This is a genomic window from Chryseobacterium sp. C39-AII1, assembly GCF_039672645.1.
Lineage (GTDB): Bacteria > Bacteroidota > Bacteroidia > Flavobacteriales > Weeksellaceae > Chryseobacterium.
On sequence record NZ_JBDFPQ010000001.1, the window covers coordinates 551294 to 571305 of the forward strand.

Below are 20012 nucleotides of genomic sequence, written 5' to 3' on the forward strand. Positions count from 1 at the left end.
TGATGAATTATACTGATCAATACTGTAAAATTTTAATAAGTAAAAAATGGGAAAAAATAAAAAAATGCTCCTGTATGGTGCAGCCGGATACACCGGAAAAATTATTGCAGCCAGGGCGAAACAATTAAATATTGATTTTGAGATCGCAGGGCGTGATCTGGATACAATAAAAGAATTGGCACAAGAACTATCGGTTCCGTATTATGTTTTCAGCGTAGATGACGAAAAAGGTTGGCAGGAAGCGTTGACGGATAAAAAAGTTCTCGTAAACGCTGCCGGGCCATTCAAGTTTACGGCCGAGCAGGCGATGAGCGCATGTCTCAAAAATGGAGTACATTATCTGGACATAAGCGCAGAGCTGGACACCTACCTTTTGGCGGAATCGCTGGATGACGAAGCTCAGGCAGCAGGCCTACAGCTGATGTCCGGCGCAGGTCTTTTTGTAAGCTATGATGCACTCGTGGTTCATTTATCAAAGTTGGTCGAGCAACCCGAATTTTTAAAAGTTGGATTTCGGCATTATGGAGGATTCTCAAGAGGTTCGGTTTTAAGCAGCAAAAATATCGCAGATCTGGGATCACTAATCCGCAAGAATGGAGCTGTTGAAGAAAACCCGAATCCAAACCCGAAGATTTTTTCATTTGGAAACGAAAATATTGAGTGCATGCCAACGCCTTTAGGCGGAATCATCCTAAGTTATAAATCTACAAAAATACCTAATATTGAGGAGTTTTTCTCGTTGAAGCTTCCAGCCACAGAGCTCCCGAATCTTCTTCCGGAAAATCTTCCCGACGGACCGACGATGGAGGAACGTTCATCAGGGAGGAATGGTATTTCAGCTGAGGTAACTGGCAAAGACGGCAAAGTTGTCAGAGCTTATGTTGATGCCCCGTCCGGATATGACCTAACGCCACTTTCCGTTGTAGCAGTCGCAAACCGCATTTTGAATGATGATTTTAAGATAGGTTACCAATCACCTGGATCATCCTATGGAGAGGACATCATTTATGATATTCCGGATACATACCTAATAGATATTAATTCCTAAGATAAAACAAAATCTAAAATATTATACAATGAGCAGCGAACAACAAATCCTAAACCTGATTGCGCAGTATACGCATTATTTGGATCAGGCCAAATTTGATCAGGTTGGAGAATTATTTGCCAACGGCAAAATTATTTCTCCTGGAACTGTAATGGAAGGCAAAGATGGTGTGGCGAGTCAGTTGAGCAAGAATTTACAGGTCTATGCAGACGGAACGCTTAGAACGGCCCACATAACGACCAACACGGTTTTGGATATTCAAGAGGAAAAGAATAAGGCTTCTGCAGTATCATATCTCACGATTATGCAAGTTGATCCAGAAAGAGGATTTCCGTTACAAGCAATTGCTGGAGGACGTTACCATGATTTATTTAAATATGTGGAAGGAAAATGGGAGTTTTCGGTTAGGGAGCTTATTATTACATTGGTCGGAGATCTTTCCCACCACGCCACACCAAATTCCATTGACCTGCAAACAATTGAAAAGAGTGGAAAATAAAAAAACTGCATTAGTCACCGGTGCCAACAAAGGAATCGGTCTTGCAACCAGCCGATTATTGGCTGAAAAAGGATATCAGGTTTGGATGGGTGTGCGAAGCTTGGAAAGGGGGCAGCATGCCTACCAAGAATTGAAAGCAAATAATTTTGATGCTCATCTTATACAAATGGACATAGCTGATGATGCCAGTGTAACAAAAGCCGCCGCTGTCCTGGATAGGGAGGCTGGTAAATTGGATGTCCTTATCAATAATGCGGGGTTTGCAGCAAATCTGTCCTTATCACCAAGCGCTGAATCCATAAACGCTATAAGAGAACAATATGAAACCAATACTTTTGGTCCTATCCGCGTTACCCAACAATTACTGCCATTGCTAAAGAGGTCAGAACGCGCAAGCATTATTATGGTCAGCAGTATTGTAGGATCACTGACGCTTTCACGAGATGAAAATACAATTTACGGACAGGTCAACTATGCGGGATACTCCAGTTCAAAGACTGCACTTAACGCTTTGATGTTGGCATATTCGAAAGAGCTAAAACCTTTCGGAATACCTGTAATTGCCATTGAACCTGGGCACATTAAAACTGATTTGAATAGTAATACAGGAACTGCTACTCCCGAAAGCGCTGCCGAGCTGATTGTAAAATATGCCTTGTATGCAGATATCACTTCAAGTGGCCTTTTTTTTGGGCCGGACGGTGAGCTGCCATGGTAAAATATTGCATCGGAGAGAGTGATAACAAAATAGTAGAGAAAGAATATTTTTGTGTACATGTACGTACCTGATTTAGAACTGTAAAAATATTACCAATGGTCAAAATGGCAACAGAATGTTCCATTTTGGCGAGTTTTAATTGTTAAAGTTATTAGACCTTTGTCATGAAATAGATTCAAAATTAAAAAGAGCATTAAAATATTATACAAAAAATGGATATACAAAAGTTTATTACAGAATGGTTATCTGCAAGCAATGCCTTCGACACGACCAAGTACCTTAGTTTTTACTCGGAGGAGGTCATCTTGGACGATCCTTCGGTAGGTAGAAAATTCGAGGGACGTACTGGTGTTAAGGAATATTTCACTAATTATTTTATCGGTTATCACACGCAGACAAGACAAGTTCAACTTATTACCGGGGATGCTGAGAATATACATCTGGAGGTGGAATTTACCGGCGAGTTCCCTGAAGGAAGAGTAGGTGGAACTTTTGACTTTAAACTTAAGGACGGTAAAATTATCTATGTTAAAGCAGATCTAATTTAATATTATATAAAATGAATATAGAAAAAATTGATGATCTCATCGATCAATCTTTAAAAATAAGAGAAAAGTACCATCAGCTGGAAAGAATACATCATGGTAGCGAATGGACGGTTGAAGAAGATGCATTGGCATATCTTACTGATGCAGGATTGATAGGAAGAAATATTATGTCTGAACAAAAACGCTGGCCAAAGCAAGGGGCGCAGCAGGAACTGGAGCATAAACTAGGTGAGAATATTTGGTGGCTGGTTATATTGGCTGAAAGATCCGGGATTAATATTAAGGATGCGGTGAATAACTTTATGAAAAAGACCAACTCTATACTTGAGTAATATGGAACAAAGTAAATGTATTTAATATCCGATGCCATACCTTATTTAATGTTGGAAGCTGTAACTGATATTTTATAACTTGAGAGTTTGCGTTACTAATGTCTAAACTAATGAACACTGCATTCCTTTTTCAAAGCTGCCTGGTTTCATTTTTGAAAATATCTATGTGGCTTCCTTTTTAAACTAGACATTTAGCTATAGTTTAATGTCGTGTAAGCTGCGATATAACGAGCTAGAAGCTTGAAAAGGATGTTCGCACTCTATTGTGAAATTGGGAACAATCGAATGTACGATGCTGACATTATATATGTAAGGAATATGCTTTCTTTATAATTATTTATAAAGAAAGCAATTTTAGGCATTTTACTTTTTGTTATGGCTATGGAGAAGATTTCGCAAGCGGATCTTATTTTTTGCAAAAGTTCATCGTCGTATTTTATCTGCTGAGATTTTTCCGGCAGTAAACTTTGAAGGATAATGATAAAGAACAGACTTGTTGTTTGTATTTTTTTCATATACAAATATGAGCTGAAATTATCTTTTATAGCTTGTAATATTAAAGCTTTGTCTTGTATAATTGCAGTATTTTAATTGAAATCAAGATCAATTGTTATTTCCGGTTGATGACATCCGTCGGCGAATGTCCAAAATATTTTTTAAAGGCAAACGAAAAGTGCGACATGTTTTCGAATCCTGTTTCATAATACACATCTACAGGCTTTCTTTTTTCTCGCTCAACTCATAATATGCCAGCTCCAAACGTTTCTGCGTCAGCCATTTTTGTGACGTGGTTTTAATAGCGATCCTAAAGTCCTTTTTAAAGGTCGTAAGACTTCTGCCTGTGAGGTACGCAAATTTTTCAATCGCCATATTGAATATAAAATTCTTTTCCATAAAATCTGCAATACTAATTTTCCTGGGTTCTGACAAATCAAACAGAATACCGTCTATATTTTGATTGATGCTCCGAAGAATGATCAGTATTTCTTCTATTTTTAAGGCGGTGATTTTTTCCGAGAGTTCACTTTCCAATTCAAACTACGGTATTAGTGAGGAAAGAAACTGTGCAGCAAAGGATTTTTTTGAAAAGTGAGGATCTTCTGCTGATGCTGTTCTGCTGATCTGATGGGATTTTTTGTGAAAAAAGTCTTCAGCCGCTCGGTAGTCAGCGTCATCACCACAGATCTGTAGTTTCTGCCGTCCTTAGGATATTTGATCAGCGTACATAATTGATTTCTGGGAAACAGCAGCATATCTCCGGCTCCAAAAGTGTGTGTTTGGTCTGCGAGAATGATCTTCATCTCATCTGAGATGATCTTTACAAAAGAATGGTGTTCCAGAACAATTTCGTCCTTGAAATATTTTTCCTCTATGCAGGCAAGAACCAGCATTTTTGTTTTGTTTTTTTTCTGCCATAAAACTTACATCTATCAAATTTACGAAAAACATACCAGAGCATTTTCTGCCCTGATATGATTTTATTTCAACTTTTGTGGTACCTCTCTAGAATCTGTTACATTGTGAATCTGACGCCTGTTAAATTCTCGCTCAGTATCCACAGCTTCTTTGCCGATGCTTCATCCAGGGCATAATCTACGACACCTGATAATTTTTTGATATCCGTCATTCTATCTGCAAAATTTTCTGGGCTCTCATCAATAGTGTGGTCTACGTCAGCGATATTATTATTTTCGCAGTACACACCGCCTATTTCATTTAGATCGGGGCTGGTTGCTGCCCAAACGGTTGTAGAAGCACCTTGAGCAATTGTTTTTAATCCTTTCAATGCATCTCTCACGACATTTCCATTCTCATCATAAACCCCTAATGCGGAAAGTTGTTCATCTGTAAGATGTCTTTTCAGATCTGTTTCTACAATGGCTCCGGGATGTAATGAATAAGCTCTTACACCGAAATCCTTACCTCTGTTATCCAGTTCTACCGAGAAAAGGATATTGGCGGTCTTGGACTGACCATAGCCCATCAAGCTTTCGTACTCACGGTTTTCAAAGTTTGGATCTTCAAAATTGAACTTCGAATAATGGTGTCCCCAGGAAGAAACATTGATCACTCTTGCGCCCTCGGCTTTAACCAGAGCTTTCCATAGTTTGGATGTCAATTGGAAATGACCGAGATGATTGGTCGATAATTGGGATTCATAACCACGACTGTCCCTTTGCAGCGGTACCCACATAATTCCGGCATTGTTGATAAGAAGATTCAATGGTCTTTCGGATGCGATAAATTTCTCTGCGAATGAATCTATGGAAGCGGGATCCATCAGATCCATTGTTTCCAACTCCACATTAGCAATCCCTGCCAGATTATTTTTGGCTTTTTCTGTATCTCTTGCCGGGACGATCACTGTTGCTCCTACTGATACCAATGCTTTGACGGTTTCTAATCCAATTCCTGCGTAGCCACCAGTGACGATAGCGATTTTCCCGGTCAGATCAATTCCTTTGATCACTTCCGTTGAAGTTGAAGAACCATCAAATCCTGAGTTGATAGGTTGCTGTAATACCCCTTGATAATTGTTATTTGACATATTAAATCTTTTTTTGTTAAGACAAATTTAGCTCGGTATGCAAAGGTCAACTTTGTTTATAAGGCGTGTTTTACTTTGTTTATAGGTTGCAATAATTAGCAGCACGACGAGATGATAAGTTTTTGACTACTGTATTACCCACCGTTTCCAATGATCATCTCAATAATGCGATAAAGATGTGGTTAATGGGATCTGGAAGTGGGATCTAGTAGACATTACGTCGATGAAAATTTTCTTAGTAATTTCTTTTGGATAAATAGAAAATTCTGATAAATCTATGAGAGCATTTGACCACTACTTTAATTTTGTTTTCATTTTCTGTCTAGGCAATCCAATCTCAGATTCTTGTGGATAGGGCTTTCGGAAAGTTAGACTAATATCTTCCCGAAGACCATTTTCAATCTCCTTAGCTTTATCCTCATCCATAGAATAAACCCTGAAATTAGGCTTATAGGTATTATGAGCTATTACAAAAGTTTTGATGCAATAGCGAAAAATATTCTTTCGAAATTCCTTTTACGAGACAGGAATTAGCTGCATTCACAGGGTTACGCGTCGAAACAGTCATTCGAACCTTTAAAAAGATGGAGCTTGAGAAAATTGTTAAGATCGAGAATAGAAAAATTTATTATTAAAATTATCCAGGATAATAATCAAAAGAGATAAGCTAACTATTTGTAAAAAAAGAAGCTCCATATTTCGCTATAATATTGGTAATTATTCAAGCTTTTTTTCTAAATATGAAAAACTAGAAATTGGGGACAATTAATCGATAAACTGGAAATTTATTTTAGCACTAAAGATATTAATTCATAAAAACGATTCCTATATGCTTGCAATAAGAAATTACTTTGTTAAATGTTTGGAGTCATAGATCAATTAGTAGTTCATCATTTTCAGCTATATGTCTTATATTTAAGCAATCTTTTAAAACATATTATGGTTATTTGTGAAGATTTATTGCTTTCACATGGTGCTGTAATAAATTCTTGCAACGCCTTAGAATATATTTTTCGGCAGGAGACAACTGCTAGATTTTATTTTCAGATCAAAAATGGAACTGTAAAAATTAATAATTTTACTGAAAGTGGAAATGAGTTTATTCACGGTTTTCCCTTTTGATGGACACTGCTTAGGAGAAAGCTACTTATGTACTGATGTTTTTTCTAGAATAGATAACTTATTACTAATGCTCATAATAAGGCATAAATTAATCAAAAAAATTAATAAATAAAAAATACCATGAGGCCGAATTACAAGAAAATTTATTATGACATGCTCACAGAGTAACAGCCTGAGAAGTTAGATGATCCTAAAGTTTTGCATCTTCTTAATAATTTAAATACGATGGGAGATGTCCTTAAGATAAATGCACTAGTCGCTGAATCTTCAACAAAGAGTTTAAAAAATAACCAGCGATTAAAAAATTACGATAAAGAAACAGTGTTAAGACTATTGAAATATCAAAAAACACATAATCTATCAGCAAATTTTATGTCAAAAACACATAATATTAGCAGAACAACCATTGCAAAATGGTGGAAACTGTTTGGTCACCAAGTTGAATAATTTATTTATATAAAATAATTTGAATTAGTCATACTTAATCTGACAGTTACAATAAAATTGAATAGCTTTAAAAACAGATTAAGTAATTACTAGTTCATGTTATTGGTTTTGCATATCGAAAGAAGTTTGCAAAAACTATATCCAGTGATAAGACTTATCCTTTCTGTTTAAATAGCAATGCATTTCTTCTTTTTTAAGTTCCGGAAAAAAGTCTATTGCTCGGTCAATTGCATAATTGGCGAGAAAATGGATTTCGTTTCGAATTGTGTTTACAACTTTTTGACGACCATAGTATTTTATAATTTCATCTATCTCATTTTGACCTCCTCTCTCAATGATTCGAGAAATGATAGGAACACAAGCTGTCTCCCAATTTAATAATCTAAAATCGGTGTCCCAAAAGAATTTAGGATGAATATCAGGTAATATTTTATCTTCTGTTCTCATACTATAAATATAAGGTTTTTATCTCTTTTTCGCAACATTATTACCTTCTAAATCCTTTACCTTTATTGATGGGAATGGCTTTTTTTGAAATTGAACCTCCAAATTTAAGATTTGGATTTGAAACAGCTTTTTTGAGTCTTTCCTGCATTGTCTTCCAATTATTCTCTTTCCCTTGAATCATTGAAACATCATATTGTTTTCTGATACCATCAAAGTAGATTAATGAACGTGCTACTAAATTTGAATTTCCGTTATATTTTTGTTGATAGCTATCGAGGTATGACTTTAAAGGATTTTGTTCAAGAAGAAAATACATATCTACGAAATCCTTTAACCTTGCTCCGCTTTGAAATATTGCGTGAAGTTTCATTGCGCCAATATCATCATTTGAAATCATTCTAACATTTTCTGAAATTTTATCCATTGCTATCACAGGATATTTGTGAGATAAAAGGTCAACTTTTATATCTTCAATATAGGTCATAACAGTATTTTCAAAAACTATCTCATTTGTTGCATTGTATTCTTTTTGTAGGTATCTAATTAAATCTTTTGAGTTAAAGTTTTTCGTAGTAAACAGATCAATGTCAATGGATAATCTATGCCCTAATTTTAAGGCTAAAGCAGTACCACCTACCAGAGTGAAATCTTTTAGCATTTCATCCTTCATTAGTCGTTGTAAGAGTTCCCACATTTCCTTACTGACAGTTTCTTTATGTAGCATATTTCATTTTTCAGAAAAGTAAATCTGAAAATGATGTATGCCTGTACAATGGCAGTGGAAGGAAATAGTTGACTTCGATTGTCGATGAAAGTCTAAAGTAGAAGCCTTTTATTGATGGAGATATTACCTATTGGAATTGCAAATTTTCCTGTAATAGTTCTTTAGTATGTACTAATTTTAAGAAGCACATCTTTTAGTAGGAAACCTTAAATAAAATCTAAAATATGCAGAAGGCTTCATTTTGCACATTTAAAACATTAATGAAAATCAAGCCTGCTTTGTTAAAAGTAATGTTCCAAAAATATTGTTTTAAGAATGTATTTATTACTTATTGAAATGCGTGCGATTTTACAACTACGCGGAGAAGTTAGGAGCTCATTCGCAACTTTGAAAGTCGTTCCTCCCAACAAAGTTGCTGCTTCGCTCTGCGAGGCATTGTAATGGAAAAAACCACTTACATTTCGTAATGATAAAAATATTAGTATTATTGGAATTAGTTAAAGAAACATTAGTTGGGAAAGAAATCACTAGTTACCATTCTAAAAATACATATTCCAGATAAAGGTGTTTTTTTAATACATTTAATAAGAGAGTTACAAGTATGATAGCAAATCATTCGTCTAATTTGTAATTAAATATTTCAAAAAAACTTTAAATTAAATTTATTTAGCAATTATCTTTCATAACAAAAATGAATAGTTAGGATTTCCTTTGAAATTAACTATTTTTGTTCATAACTTCCGATAATATAAATTACATAGAAGTAAATAAATGACACCAGAACAAAAAGCTAGAGAAATCATCAATCGAATGCTTAATGAATCTGGGTGGGAAATTGTCAATAGAGACCATTACTCACCCAATATTTCTGCTGTGGCTATTGAAGAAGGGATTTTAAAAGGAAGCCTTGAAGCTGATTATCTTCTGTTTATTAATGGCAAGGCGATAGGTATTCTTGAAGCAAAAAAGGAAGAATATCGGCTATCCAATGTTGTAATGGAGCAAGCTGAAAGATATGTTCGACGATTACCAAATTGGTGTTCTTACTGGTATGAACCGTTGCCCATCATTTATTTATCAAACGGTAAGGAAATATTATTTAGAAATATTAATAATCTTGATGAAGATTATTTGACAATCCCTCGTATACATTCACCAAGAGAGATTGTGAAAATGCTTGGAATAGAAGACGAGTATGCCGGTTTACCTTCACTGCAAAAGAAGGGACTAAGAGATTGCCAATATGAAGCAATTACTGAATTGGAATCTAGTTTCAGATTAGGCCAATCCCGTGCGTTAATGGTACTTGCAACAGGGGCAGGAAAAACTTTTACGGCTTGTATGGCCGCTTACAGATTGCTTTCTTATACGCCTATTAAGAGGATTTTGTTTCTTGTTGACAGAAACAATTTGGGGCGACAGGCAGAAGGAGAATTTGGCACATTCCGATTGACAGAAACAGGAGAACCATTCAATACCATTTTCACCACAGAAAGGCTGAAATCTGCTAATATTCCCAAAGATGCCAACGTCGTTATTTCAACAATTCAAAGACTTTTTGCACTACTTACAGGGCAGGAATTAAATGATAACGATAATGATGAATCAAATATTGAAGATGGGAAAGAAATACCATTGGGTGGAAAACTAAATCTTGCTCCTGATTTCTTCGATTTAATTATTATTGATGAATGCCACCGTTCAATTTATGGAAATTGGCGACAAGTTTTGGAATATTTTAAATCAGCAAAGATGGTTGGTCTTACCGCTACACCAGCTCCCGAAACAAAAGCGTTTTTCAATAGTAATATCATTGTAAATTATACCCTTGAAAAATCTATTGCTGATGGAATCAATGTTGATTATCGTGTGTTCCGTATTAAAACTCAGGCTACGGAAAATGGAGGAGCTGTAAAAGAAGGGGAAAATATAACACAGATAACCAAATATTCAGGTAAGATAGAAGATGTAAAAACTTCAGAAGAAAAAACATATACTTCTACAGAGCTCAATCGTAGTATTGTTAATCCTTCGCAAATCAAACTTATTTTAGAAACTTATCGTGATTCTATATATGATGAGCTGTATCCTGATAGAGAGCCTCAATTAGAGTATATTCCTAAAACTCTGATTTTTGCTTTGAATGATGCTCACGCAACCAATATAGTCCGAATTGCGAAAGATATATTTCCTAACCAATCTGAAAATTTTATTCAAAAAATCACCTATTCTGCAGGAGATAGCAATCAGTTGATAAGAAGTTTTAGAAATGACAAAGATTTCCGAATTGCTGTTACCGTGACATTGGTAGCGACAGGCACGGATGTGAAACCGTTGGAAGTTGTTATGTTTATGCGGGATGTAGAATCGGATGCACTTTATACACAGATGAAAGGTCGTGGTGTAAGAACCATAGGAGACGAACAACTTCGCAATGTAACTCCCAACGCGGTCAGTAAAGACCTTTTCTTTTTGGTCGATGCAGTCGGAGTAACAGAACACGAAATGCAGGTTACTCGTCCTGGTGCAGATATACCGCCGCCCAATATGTCTTTAAGAATATTATTAGAGCGTATTACGCACGGAGATTTGTCGGATGATAATTTAAGACTCTTGGCAAGTCGTTTATCACGAATCAATATTAAATCAGATGATAAACAACGCCAAAAATTCTCAGATTTAGCAAGAATCGAGATGAAAGATTTGGCAGTACAAATATTTAATGCTTTAGAAGAAGGAATATTAGAACCTTTTATTGAGGTTAATAATCCTAATCTTGCTCGAAAAGGTCTTGTTCGTCCTCTTACGCATAATCCGAAAGCAAGACAATATCTGTTAGAATTGAATGCAGGATTTATATCCATTTTGCAACCAGGAGAAGATAATTTAATTGAAAAAGGATTTTCAATTGAAGAAGCTCAGAACAACACCCAAGCATTTGAAGATTATGTTAATTCTCATAAAGACGAGATTGAAGCATTACGTATAATTTACAATAATACCAATGAGCCGATTACTTACACAATGTTGAAGGAGCTACGAGAAAAACTAATTCACACTAGCAACAAATTCAATCCTATTCTACTATGGAATACCTATTCCGTCTTAGACCCAGCTCATGTTGTCTCATTTCGTTCGAAAGATGAAAAAGATGCGCTAACGAATATTATTCAATTGGTGCGTTTTGCTTTTAAACAAAGCCCGGATTTACGTTCTTTATCATCTATGGCTGCAAGTCGCTTTGAGCTTTGGTGCGGGCAAAACCAACGACCATTGACGGACACTCAAAAAGAGATTATCCGCAGTGTTGTCAATTATATTGTAGCCAATGGAAGTTGCAATATGAACGATATTAAAGAGGAAGATAAACCTCTAGTTGCTCAAATGGTAAGAGATTTTGGTACCGCAGATTCTGTAAATACTGCCATCATCTCACTTTCACAATTTATACTAAAAGCTGCTTAAAATAAAATTATTAATGGCAAAAAAAACAGTTGCGACCGAACAGTCGCTTACAAAAAAAGTCTGGAACTTAGCTACCATTCTTTCTTCACAAGGTGTTGGCTTCACAGATTATATTACACAGTTAACCTATCTTTTATTTTTGAAAATGGACAACGAAAATGTTGAAATTTTCGGAGAGGAATCCGCTATTCCAGACGGTTACCGCTGGAATGATCTAACTGAACTGGATGGACTTGATTTAATCGACCATTACGAGAAAATCTTAAAATTATTGAGTCAGGAAGACAACCTGATAGGAACAATATATACAAAAGCCCAAAATAAAATTGATAAACCAGTATATCTCAAAAAAGTCATAACACTTATTGATGAAGAAAATTGGTTATCGATGGATGGAGATGTTAAAGGTGCTATTTATGAAAGTATTCTTGAGAAAAACGGACAAGACAAGAAAAGTGGTGCTGGACAATACTTTACTCCCCGACCACTAATTAATACAATGGTTGAAGTTACCCGTCCGCAAATTGGAGAAACAGTCTGCGACCCTGCTTGTGGTACAGGTGGTTTTCTTCTTACTGCTTACGATTATATGAAAGAGCAGTCGCAAGATAAAGAAAAACGAGCATTCCTGAGGGATAAAGCATTGCACGGCAATGATAATACACCTCTCGTTGTTACCCTCGCTTCAATGAATTTGTATCTGCACGGAATCGGTACGGAACGCAGCCCGATAGAATGCTGTGATTCATTAGAAAGAGAACCTGATACATTGGTAGATGTAGTGCTTGCTAATCCTCCGTTCGGGAATAGACCTGCTGGTTCTACAGATATTGCTGCTATGCGTACCGATTTGTATGTTTCCACAAGCAATAACCAGCTGAATTTTATGCAACAAATTATGCTAATGCTCAAAAATGGCGGAAGGGCAGCTGTGGTATTGCCGGATAACGTATTGTTTGAAGGTGGTGCTGGGGAAACGATTCGTAAAAAATTACTTACAGAATTTAATCTTCATACTATTCTTCGCTTACCTACAGGTATTTTTTATGCCAATGGTGTCAAAGCAAACGTATTGTTTTTTTCAAAAGGGAATAAAACAAATGAAACGTGGTATTATGATTACCGCACCAATGTAAAACATACTTTGGCAACCAATCCAATGCGCCGTCAGCATTTAGATGATTTTATAAATTGCTACAGTGCTGAAAATATTAACATTAGGATAGAAACTTATTCCAAAGAAAATCCGTCCGGTCGCTGGCGGAAATATACTTCAGCAGAATTATTGGGAAGAGACAAAACCAGCCTGGATATAACCTGGATTAAAACAGGAGAAGAGACCGTAGATATGTCGCTTGCCGAATTGTTGTCACAAATTGAAGAGAAAAGTTCCAATATATCAAGAGCTGTAACTTCATTAAAAAAAATAATCGGCAAAATAGAGGAATAATGGATACCAAGAAATTAAGACAAAAAATCCTCGATTTAGCAATACGTGGGAAATTAGTTCCGCAAGACCCAAATGATGAGCCAGCTTCTGTACTTATTGAAAAAATACGTGCAGAAAAAGAACAATTAATTAAAGAAAAAAAAATTAAACGAGATAAGAACGAATCACACATTTACCGTTCCGATAAATCATATTACGAGAAGTTCGCTGACGGAACTGTGAAATGTGTTGATGAGGAGATTCCTTTTGAGATACCGGAGAGCTGGGAGTGGTGTAGATGGAGAAACCTTTTCCAAATGAATCCCAAAAACACAATAGAAGAAGATGTTGAAGTTTCTTTTGTACCTATGGCCTATATAAAGGATGGATATGCAAATGAAGCTAAATTTGACAGACGACAATGGAGAGACATAAAATTAGGATTTACACATTTTCAAAACAATGATCTGGGTATAGCTAAAATTACCCCTTGTTTTGAAAATAGAAAATCTGTAATATTTAAAAACTTGTATAATAGTTATGGTGCAGGAACTACAGAATTACACATATTTCGTCCCATTGTTTTTCCTATTATTGCAGAATATGCTTTATACATATCAAAGACGGAAAATTTTATTTCAAATGGGATAGCAAATTTTTCTGGAGCCGTAGGACAGCAACGTGTCGGAAAAGATATTATCGGAGATTATCTTATTGCACTTCCACCTCTAGAAGAAATATGTAAAATTCTATCAAGTATATCAAAATTATTTTTGATTGTTGATGGCATTGGGAATGATAAGGATCAATTATATTCTTATATTCAAAAAACAAAAAGTAAAATACTGGACCTCGCCATCCGAGGCAAACTCGTACCGCAAGACCCAAACGATGAGCCAGCTTCCGTACTGCTGGAACGCATAAAAGCAGAACACCCGGAAAGCAAAAAAAAGACTAAAAATGCAGGGGATAACTCACATTATCCCTTTGAAATTCCAAAATCTTGGGAATGGTGTTATTTTGAAGATATTGCAACTAATGATTTGGGCAAAACATTGGATAAAATTAAAAATCAAGGAAAGTATTATCCTTATCTCCGTAGCGTAAATGTTAGGTGGGGAGAAGTTATCTTAGATGACTTGAAAGAAATGAAATTTGAAGATATTGAAATCTATCGTTACTCAATAGAGAAGGGAGATTTACTTGTTTGCGAAGGAGGGGAAGTTGGGCGATGTGCGGTATGGGATAGAGAGAACAGCATACTATATCAAAATGCGATACATCGAGTACGTTTCCATTGTAAAATTGATTCTTATTTGTATATGTATTTTTTGTGGCATTATAATGATATACATTTCCTCGACAATTACAGTAAGGGAGTTACTATTAAACATCTCACAAAATCATCTTTAAATACTATTCCTTTCCCTTTACCCCCACTATCAGAACAAAAACAAATTGTCCAAAAAATTGAAGAAATTTTTGCATCACTTGATAAAATAATAAATTCAATTATAGCGTAAGCATCTGCCTACGCTATAATTTTCAATCTTTACCAATTCACGATTTTGTCAACAATGGCTTGCTGTTCACTTGCGGTACGGCGAAGATAAATTCGGGTCGTTTCTATGCTTTCGTGTCCCATAAGGTCAGCAAGCAGTGCTATGTCATTAAATCTATCTAAAAAGTTCTTGGCAAATCGATGGCGAAAAGAATGTGGATATACTACATTCACATTTAAGCCATATTTTGAAGCAAAATGTTTCAACTGTTGAGATATTCCACGGGTTGTAATTCTTTCTCCAAAACGATTGAGAAATATATATCCGGATTTGATATTCTTTGTTTCTAACCATTTGATAGCCTCTGCACGAAGATTTTTAGGAATATATAAACGTCGGATTTTCCCTCCTTTTGTGTACATATCGAGATGCCCTATTTGAACGTGCTCTGCTTTTATCTGCAACAATTCACTGACCCGAGCTCCAGTTGCAGTTAGAAACCAAACAACAAAATACCACTCAATATTTCCATCAGCTTTTAACTTTGTTTTGAAAAACTTGTAATCTGCATCACTAATGACGTTTTCGAGAAAATTTTTCTGTTGAACCTTAACAAATTTGAGCTTCAACCTATCTTTTTTGATAAATTCTAAATACTTGTTCATTGCTTGCAAACGCAGATTCACTGTTTGTGGTTTAAAATGTTCAATTAGAAATCCTTTGTAAGCCAAAAGGTTTTCTTTGTTTACTGCCCCATATTGGGTAAGAAAGTGATTTACCGTCCATACATACGATGTAATTGTGTTTTCTGCCAAGTCGTTTTTACTTAATGATTTTTTAAAATCTGTTACCATTATTCTACTAATTTTTTAAAATAAGACAACAAATTTATCTTGGCTATCTCACATTATCAGAACTTACCTCAAGGATGGACAGAATGCACCTTAGAAAGTATCGGCTCTTGGTCTTCTGGAGCAACTCCAAACCGTTCAAATAAAATGTATTATGAAAACGGAACGGTTAGTTGGCTAAAAACTGGCGACCTAAACGATAGCTATATTGACTATATACCCGAAAAGATAACCGACTTAGCCCTTAAAGAATGTTCAGTTAGATTAAATCCAAAAGATAGTGTATTGATTGCAATGTATGGCGCAACTATTGGAAAAATTGGTATTCTAAATATACCAGCTGCTACAAATCAAGCTTGTTGTACCTGCATTACATATTTAGGTATTTTTAATAAATTTCTTTTTTATCTTTTGATGGGTAAAAAGAAAATTTTGCAAATGAAGGCAGAAGGTGGGGCACAACCCAATATTTCAAAAGAGAAAATTACTAATTTTTCTATTCTATTACCTCCAAGTCAAGAACAAATTAGAATAGTCCAAGCCATCGAAAACTTATTTCAACAATTAGATAACATAACAGCAGAATTATAATTCTGCTGTTATGTTATCTAGAATAGTATATAATGAATTAATTGTTTTTGTTATTCTAATTTGTTCTTCAAAAGGAGGAATCGGATATAGCCAATTAAGAATGTTTTCATTATTTATTGACGGAGAATTATCTCCTTTCATAAAGCTGTTTAATCCATCTATCACATATTTGGAAGTCATTAAATTAAAGCAAAATATAGGGAACAATAAAGCATTAGGTTTGCAAACATAAAAACCAGTAGAAGCAATGCAATTATTCAGGGAACAATCTATGAAAGCAATATTCTCTAAGTATGGTCTCACCATAGAAAAAAGAGTATCTCCTGTTGATAATTTCCTTGTAGCACGACTTGGAGCATCTTGTTTTTTAATGGTTTTTGGGTTAATAACTTTATGAGTTTTATTATCTATTGCATCAATATCAATGTATATAAAACTATCTTCCGTAGGCCTAGTACTTTCCATTTGATTGAAACAAGAATAGCCTCGAACCCACATCCAATTCTCGGGTATCTCAAAGGGTAAGTTCTGATAATGTGAGTTATCCCCTGTGTATTTAGCCTTTTTTTTACTTTCAGGATGCTCTGCTTTTATGCGTTCAAGCAATACGGAAGCTGGCTCATCGTTTGGGTCTTGCGGTACGAGTTTGCCTCGGATGGCGAGGTCTAGGATTTTGGATTTGAACAGTTTTATATCCTGCTCTAACTGGTGTTTATTAAGGTTAATTGCATCTGTAAAGCAAAGATTCGAATGTGATTTTTTAGCAATTTGCCGTTGTTCTTCTTGCGGGGGAATTGGAATCAAAATTGTTCTAATTGTAGCCATTGATAAACTTGGTTGCGCCGTCGATTTTCGAATGTCCTCGATTCCTCTTTGTCCAAAACTCGACATTAAGTAGATGAGGATATATTCTAAAGATATATCTGAGTAAAACTCTATTTTGGCTACATTAGGAGCTAAGTGTGACCTTTTATTATTCGGAAATATACAAACATCTCCGATTCCCGCTCCAATAAAAGTCATTAATAAGCATTCTTTATTTAAAGCACATCGATTTAATTCTTGTGATAATTTAAAATCGATAGCCTCTTGTTGATTCTCAACATACATTCCCATTTTTACATTTTGGGCTCTAACTAACGGAATTTCTTTATTAAAAGAAATATTATCTTTTGTAAAGTATTTAGTGTATTCAAAACCAGCAAGTTTTGTAACAAAAGCGATATTGCCTATTCGCTCCCACGACCAGCTCTCCGGTATCTCAAAAGGAATCTCCTCATCAACACATTTCACAGTTCCGTCAGCGAACTTCTCGTAATATGATTTATGGAATGTTATTTAGAGAGAATTTTTTTAAAAAAATCTTTTCTAAATAGACAATAATAACTTAAAAATCAATGAAATTTAAATTGTTTTCTTGCAAAAAAATCTTTCCATAATTTAATGGACTATTTTAAAATCAAAAATTAGTTACTAAAAATAAGTTGTTACTCAACCTTTAGTTAGATTCAAAGAAGTCTTTAGACTAAGAAAAATTATTTTATAATTGATTATAGAAAAGAGTATTTATAAAGACGAAAATGCTATAATTAATAATTTTTGGATCCAACAATTATTTGATAAGAATTGGGAAGCTCTGAATCTTGCAGAATAAAATATTACAGAATAATCTTAAGACAAGGATTTGATTATTTCATTATGTAAAATGGAAAGAGTTTTTCGCCATAATGTACGCTCTGGAAAACGAATGGAATATTTCGTTATTAGTAAAATGCTTGAAAAGGGATTAGATGTTTATGTACCTCTGATTGATGATAATGGTATAGATGCAGTAATTAGAAAATACGACGGAAGTTTTGTAGATGTTCAGATTAAAGCACGTTCAACAGATGTTAAATTTGGAGATGCAGTTCTCTTTGCTGCCATAAATCATATAGACCGCAACAATTATTTCTTTGTATTCTATTCTCATCGTTTAGAGAAACTTGGATTCTTTCATCTAAAGAGTTTATAGCAGAGGCAAAATAGAATAAAAATGGCAAAAACATTGGTAAGAGATCTATTTGTTTTAATGGAAAGAGAACAAAAAAAATCAGCATCCACATCCAAGATTTAATAAATATCTGAAAAAAAATTTGAGATTTTTAAGTAAGTCTAATACTTTATATGTATTAAAATTTATCATTAAATAAATGTAAATCAGCTTGCCACTTAATAGCCAAAGGAAGCAATTTCATCGTCTTAATAGACACAATAACTAATAAATGAATAGTTATTAGTTATTGTGTCTATGAAAACTTCCATTAATTTCAAAGCGGCAAAATCAGATTCTGAAACCCATAACTTTAGAAAGAAAACTTTCGATTATATTCGAAAAGACTTAACAGCTAAAAATGAATATTGGTCAGAAGAAAAACTTTCAGACAGATTAAGGAAGATAGAAAAGTATTGTAAAGAAAAATCAGGAAGGAAATTACAAAAAAATGCAATGCCCATTCGTGAGGCAGTTGTAGTGATTAAGGACAATACAACAATGCAGGATTTGCATCAGCTTTCAAAACGACTTGAAGAAGAATTGCAAATCAGAATTTTTCAGGTTGCTATCCATAAAGATGAGGGTCATTATGATAAAGAAACAAAAGAATGGAAACCGAATTATCACGCTCATCTTGTTGCTGATTGGCAAGATCTGCAAACTGGAAAAACCTTAAAGCATCAATCTTTCCACTATTCAAAAATGCAGGATATTACAGCGGAATGCTTAGGAATGGAGAGAGGCATTGAAGGCTCAAAAGGTAGATTGGAGGCAATAGAATTTAAGATCCAGAAAAAAGAACGAGAGCTTTTAGAACTAGATGAAAAGATAAACGATGTCAAATCTGAGCTCAGTTCCAAAAAGTTTGAAGATTTTATTGTTAAAGAAAGAGACTTCTTAGGCTTTAAAAAAATTAGAACCGATCAAACTCTTGACAACTACGAAAAAGCGTTCAAGACGTACAATATACAGCTTAGCAAAAACAAACAGGAATTAGAATTCAAAAACAAACTGATAACAGAACTCCAAAGCAAAAATTTTGATCTTAAAAAAGAAATTTCAATTCTGAAAAACAAATTATCCACCGTTCTATCCAACGGCAATATTTATTCGAGTGAAAAAATAAAATATTTAAACTCTGTGAAGGATACTTTAATCAAAACATTACAATTTGAGAAAACAAAATTACCTCAGCTTTTTATTGGTTCTCAAGAAAAGTTACTCGCAGAAATCAATAATGTTTGTAAGAAGGTTTCGCAAGGGAACAATATACCTTTCTCTGCATTTGAAGAAGTTTTTAAAGATTCAGAAAGTGTTTCTCAAATAATAACTCTCTTAAATTTTGGCAATTCTGAGATCAATTATAATTCTGAGCAAATTCTATTACAGCAAAAGAAGAAAAAACAAAGGAGATTATAATAGATAATTAAAAATAATAAAAAGAAAACAAAAGAATAGTTCCAGATTATTAAACACAAGTTCAAGCCTATTGGTATCAATAAAAATCTCCACCCTTCAGGTCGTATTTTTATTGATAAACTTGCTTATTAAAATCTACAACAATAATGAAATGGCTTTCTTTTTTTTCCTTTTTTCTTTTGAAATAAATAGGAATTTTAGTTTTCAGCTAAGTTTTATATTTATAAGATCGATATTATACACATCAGAATTGGATGTGAAAACACAGATTTGTAGAGATTTAATAT

20 protein-coding genes are annotated in these 20012 nt (G+C 34.5%); 12 read left to right on the forward strand and 8 right to left on the reverse strand.

Translation table 11 applies throughout. The features are described 5' to 3' along the window. The first annotated feature begins 46 nt into the window (after positions 1–46). The 5 genes from ABEG63_RS02270 (at position 47) to ABEG63_RS02290 (ending at position 3145) form a co-directional block, all read left to right on the forward strand. Positions 47–1048, forward strand: a complete 1002-nt coding sequence (locus tag ABEG63_RS02270; RefSeq protein WP_346582656.1) for a saccharopine dehydrogenase NADP-binding domain-containing protein — start codon at positions 47–49, stop codon at positions 1046–1048. A gap of 28 nt (positions 1049–1076) precedes the next feature. After that, positions 1077–1547: a nuclear transport factor 2 family protein gene (locus ABEG63_RS02275; protein ID WP_346582658.1), complete on the forward strand. Its 471-nt coding sequence runs from the start codon at positions 1077–1079 to the stop codon at positions 1545–1547. Beyond that, positions 1537–2265 (forward strand): SDR family NAD(P)-dependent oxidoreductase, encoded by a 729-nt coding sequence (locus tag ABEG63_RS02280; RefSeq protein ID WP_346582660.1) that lies wholly within the window; start codon positions 1537–1539, stop codon positions 2263–2265. The genes ABEG63_RS02275 and ABEG63_RS02280 overlap by 11 nt, the downstream gene beginning before the upstream one ends. Before the next feature lie 212 nt (positions 2266–2477). Further along, on the forward strand, positions 2478–2813 hold the full coding sequence (locus ABEG63_RS02285; RefSeq protein WP_346582662.1) for a nuclear transport factor 2 family protein: 336 nt from the start codon (positions 2478–2480) through the stop codon (positions 2811–2813). 11 nt (positions 2814–2824) lie between these two features. Continuing rightward, positions 2825–3145 carry a MazG-like protein gene (locus tag ABEG63_RS02290; RefSeq protein WP_346582663.1) on the forward strand — a complete coding sequence of 107 codons (321 nt, stop codon included), beginning with the start codon at positions 2825–2827 and terminating at the stop codon, positions 3143–3145. Positions 3146–3755: 610 nt separating this feature from the next. On the opposite strand, the gene ABEG63_RS02295 is transcribed toward ABEG63_RS02290, so the two are convergent. The 4 genes from ABEG63_RS02295 to ABEG63_RS02310 form a co-directional block, all read right to left on the reverse strand. Continuing rightward, positions 3756–3827, reverse strand: coding sequence for a hypothetical protein (locus tag ABEG63_RS02295; RefSeq protein ID WP_346582833.1), 72 nt, complete (start codon positions 3825–3827; stop codon positions 3756–3758). Between the two features lie 29 nt (positions 3828–3856). Next, a complete protein-coding gene (locus ABEG63_RS02300; RefSeq protein WP_346582665.1) occupies positions 3857–4177 on the reverse strand; it encodes a hypothetical protein in 321 nt (106 codons plus the stop codon). A 14-nt stretch (positions 4178–4191) separates the two neighbouring features. Beyond that, a complete protein-coding gene (locus tag ABEG63_RS02305) occupies positions 4192–4536 on the reverse strand; it encodes a hypothetical protein (protein WP_346582667.1) in 345 nt (114 codons plus the stop codon). A 122-nt stretch (positions 4537–4658) separates the two neighbouring features. Then, entirely contained in the window at positions 4659–5693 is a 1035-nt protein-coding gene (locus ABEG63_RS02310) for an SDR family NAD(P)-dependent oxidoreductase (protein WP_346582668.1), read from the reverse strand. A gap of 1347 nt (positions 5694–7040) precedes the next feature. On the opposite strand from ABEG63_RS02310, the gene ABEG63_RS02315 reads away from it, so the two are divergent. Then, positions 7041–7262, forward strand: a complete 222-nt coding sequence (locus ABEG63_RS02315; protein WP_346582669.1) for a hypothetical protein — start codon at positions 7041–7043, stop codon at positions 7260–7262. 135 nt (positions 7263–7397) lie between these two features. Here the strand turns inward: ABEG63_RS02315 and ABEG63_RS02320 are convergent, their stop codons facing one another. Both ABEG63_RS02320 and ABEG63_RS02325 read right to left on the reverse strand, forming a co-directional pair. Further along, complete coding sequence (locus ABEG63_RS02320; protein ID WP_346582670.1) at positions 7398–7709, reverse strand: hypothetical protein; 312 nt, start codon at positions 7707–7709, stop codon at positions 7398–7400. Between the two features lie 40 nt (positions 7710–7749). Continuing rightward, positions 7750–8433 (reverse strand): nucleotidyl transferase AbiEii/AbiGii toxin family protein, encoded by a 684-nt coding sequence (locus ABEG63_RS02325; protein ID WP_346582672.1) that lies wholly within the window; start codon positions 8431–8433, stop codon positions 7750–7752. A gap of 1173 nt (positions 8434–9606) precedes the next feature. On the opposite strand from ABEG63_RS02325, the gene ABEG63_RS02330 reads away from it, so the two are divergent. From ABEG63_RS02330 to ABEG63_RS02340, 3 genes are read left to right on the forward strand one after another with little or no spacing between them, the layout of a single operon-like run. Next, complete coding sequence (locus ABEG63_RS02330; protein ID WP_346582674.1) at positions 9607–11898, forward strand: DEAD/DEAH box helicase family protein; 2292 nt, start codon at positions 9607–9609, stop codon at positions 11896–11898. Positions 11899–11911: 13 nt separating this feature from the next. Continuing rightward, entirely contained in the window at positions 11912–13348 is a 1437-nt protein-coding gene (locus tag ABEG63_RS02335) for a class I SAM-dependent DNA methyltransferase (RefSeq protein ID WP_346582676.1), read from the forward strand. After that, positions 13348–14850: a restriction endonuclease subunit S gene (locus ABEG63_RS02340; RefSeq protein WP_346582679.1), complete on the forward strand. Its 1503-nt coding sequence runs from the start codon at positions 13348–13350 to the stop codon at positions 14848–14850. Before ABEG63_RS02335 ends, ABEG63_RS02340 begins: the two co-directional genes overlap by 1 nt. Positions 14851–14879: 29 nt before the next feature. Here ABEG63_RS02340 and ABEG63_RS02345 read toward each other — a convergent pair whose 3' ends face one another. Further along, positions 14880–15683, reverse strand: coding sequence for a tyrosine-type recombinase/integrase (locus ABEG63_RS02345; RefSeq protein WP_346582683.1), 804 nt, complete (start codon positions 15681–15683; stop codon positions 14880–14882). 39 nt (positions 15684–15722) lie between these two features. On the opposite strand from ABEG63_RS02345, the gene ABEG63_RS02350 reads away from it, so the two are divergent. Further along, positions 15723–16271, forward strand: coding sequence for a restriction endonuclease subunit S (locus ABEG63_RS02350; RefSeq protein WP_346582685.1), 549 nt, complete (start codon positions 15723–15725; stop codon positions 16269–16271). Here the strand turns inward: ABEG63_RS02350 and ABEG63_RS02355 are convergent. Continuing rightward, a complete protein-coding gene (locus ABEG63_RS02355; protein ID WP_346582686.1) occupies positions 16266–17564 on the reverse strand; it encodes a restriction endonuclease subunit S in 1299 nt (432 codons plus the stop codon). The genes ABEG63_RS02350 and ABEG63_RS02355 overlap by 6 nt on opposite strands. 412 nt (positions 17565–17976) lie before the next feature. Here ABEG63_RS02355 and ABEG63_RS02360 point away from each other — a divergent pair, with 412 nt between their 5' ends. Together ABEG63_RS02360 and ABEG63_RS02365 are read left to right on the forward strand one after the other, a co-directional pair. Then, positions 17977–18285 (forward strand): hypothetical protein, encoded by a 309-nt coding sequence (locus ABEG63_RS02360; RefSeq protein WP_346582688.1) that lies wholly within the window; start codon positions 17977–17979, stop codon positions 18283–18285. A 276-nt stretch (positions 18286–18561) separates the two neighbouring features. Next, positions 18562–19725 (forward strand): hypothetical protein, encoded by a 1164-nt coding sequence (locus ABEG63_RS02365; protein WP_346582690.1) that lies wholly within the window; start codon positions 18562–18564, stop codon positions 19723–19725. The last annotated feature ends 287 nt before the right edge of the window (positions 19726–20012 follow it).

Bases quoted from the DNA above. Each gene is read 5' to 3' on its own strand.
- ABEG63_RS02305 (WP_346582667.1), bottom strand. From the start codon at position 4,536: ATGCTGGTTCTTGCCTGCATAGAGGAAAAATATTTCAAGGACGAAATT.
- ABEG63_RS02320 (WP_346582670.1), bottom strand. From the start codon at position 7,709: ATGAGAACAGAAGATAAAATATTACCTGATATTCATCCTAAATTCTTT.
- ABEG63_RS02290 (WP_346582663.1), top strand. From the start codon at position 2,825: ATGAATATAGAAAAAATTGATGATCTCATCGATCAATCTTTAAAAATA.
- ABEG63_RS02270 (WP_346582656.1), top strand. From the start codon at position 47: ATGGGAAAAAATAAAAAAATGCTCCTGTATGGTGCAGCCGGATACACC.
- ABEG63_RS02325 (WP_346582672.1), bottom strand. From the start codon at position 8,433: ATGCTACATAAAGAAACTGTCAGTAAGGAAATGTGGGAACTCTTACAA.
- ABEG63_RS02275 (WP_346582658.1), top strand. From the start codon at position 1,077: ATGAGCAGCGAACAACAAATCCTAAACCTGATTGCGCAGTATACGCAT.
- ABEG63_RS02285 (WP_346582662.1), top strand. From the start codon at position 2,478: ATGGATATACAAAAGTTTATTACAGAATGGTTATCTGCAAGCAATGCC.
- ABEG63_RS02310 (WP_346582668.1), bottom strand. From the start codon at position 5,693: ATGTCAAATAACAATTATCAAGGGGTATTACAGCAACCTATCAACTCA.
- ABEG63_RS02365 (WP_346582690.1), top strand. From the start codon at position 18,562: ATGAAAACTTCCATTAATTTCAAAGCGGCAAAATCAGATTCTGAAACC.
- ABEG63_RS02345 (WP_346582683.1), bottom strand. From the start codon at position 15,683: ATGGTAACAGATTTTAAAAAATCATTAAGTAAAAACGACTTGGCAGAA.
- ABEG63_RS02340 (WP_346582679.1), top strand. From the start codon at position 13,348: ATGGATACCAAGAAATTAAGACAAAAAATCCTCGATTTAGCAATACGT.
- ABEG63_RS02335 (WP_346582676.1), top strand. From the start codon at position 11,912: ATGGCAAAAAAAACAGTTGCGACCGAACAGTCGCTTACAAAAAAAGTC.
- ABEG63_RS02330 (WP_346582674.1), top strand. From the start codon at position 9,607: ATGCTTGGAATAGAAGACGAGTATGCCGGTTTACCTTCACTGCAAAAG.
- ABEG63_RS02315 (WP_346582669.1), top strand. From the start codon at position 7,041: ATGGGAGATGTCCTTAAGATAAATGCACTAGTCGCTGAATCTTCAACA.
- ABEG63_RS02360 (WP_346582688.1), top strand. From the start codon at position 17,977: ATGGAAAGAGTTTTTCGCCATAATGTACGCTCTGGAAAACGAATGGAA.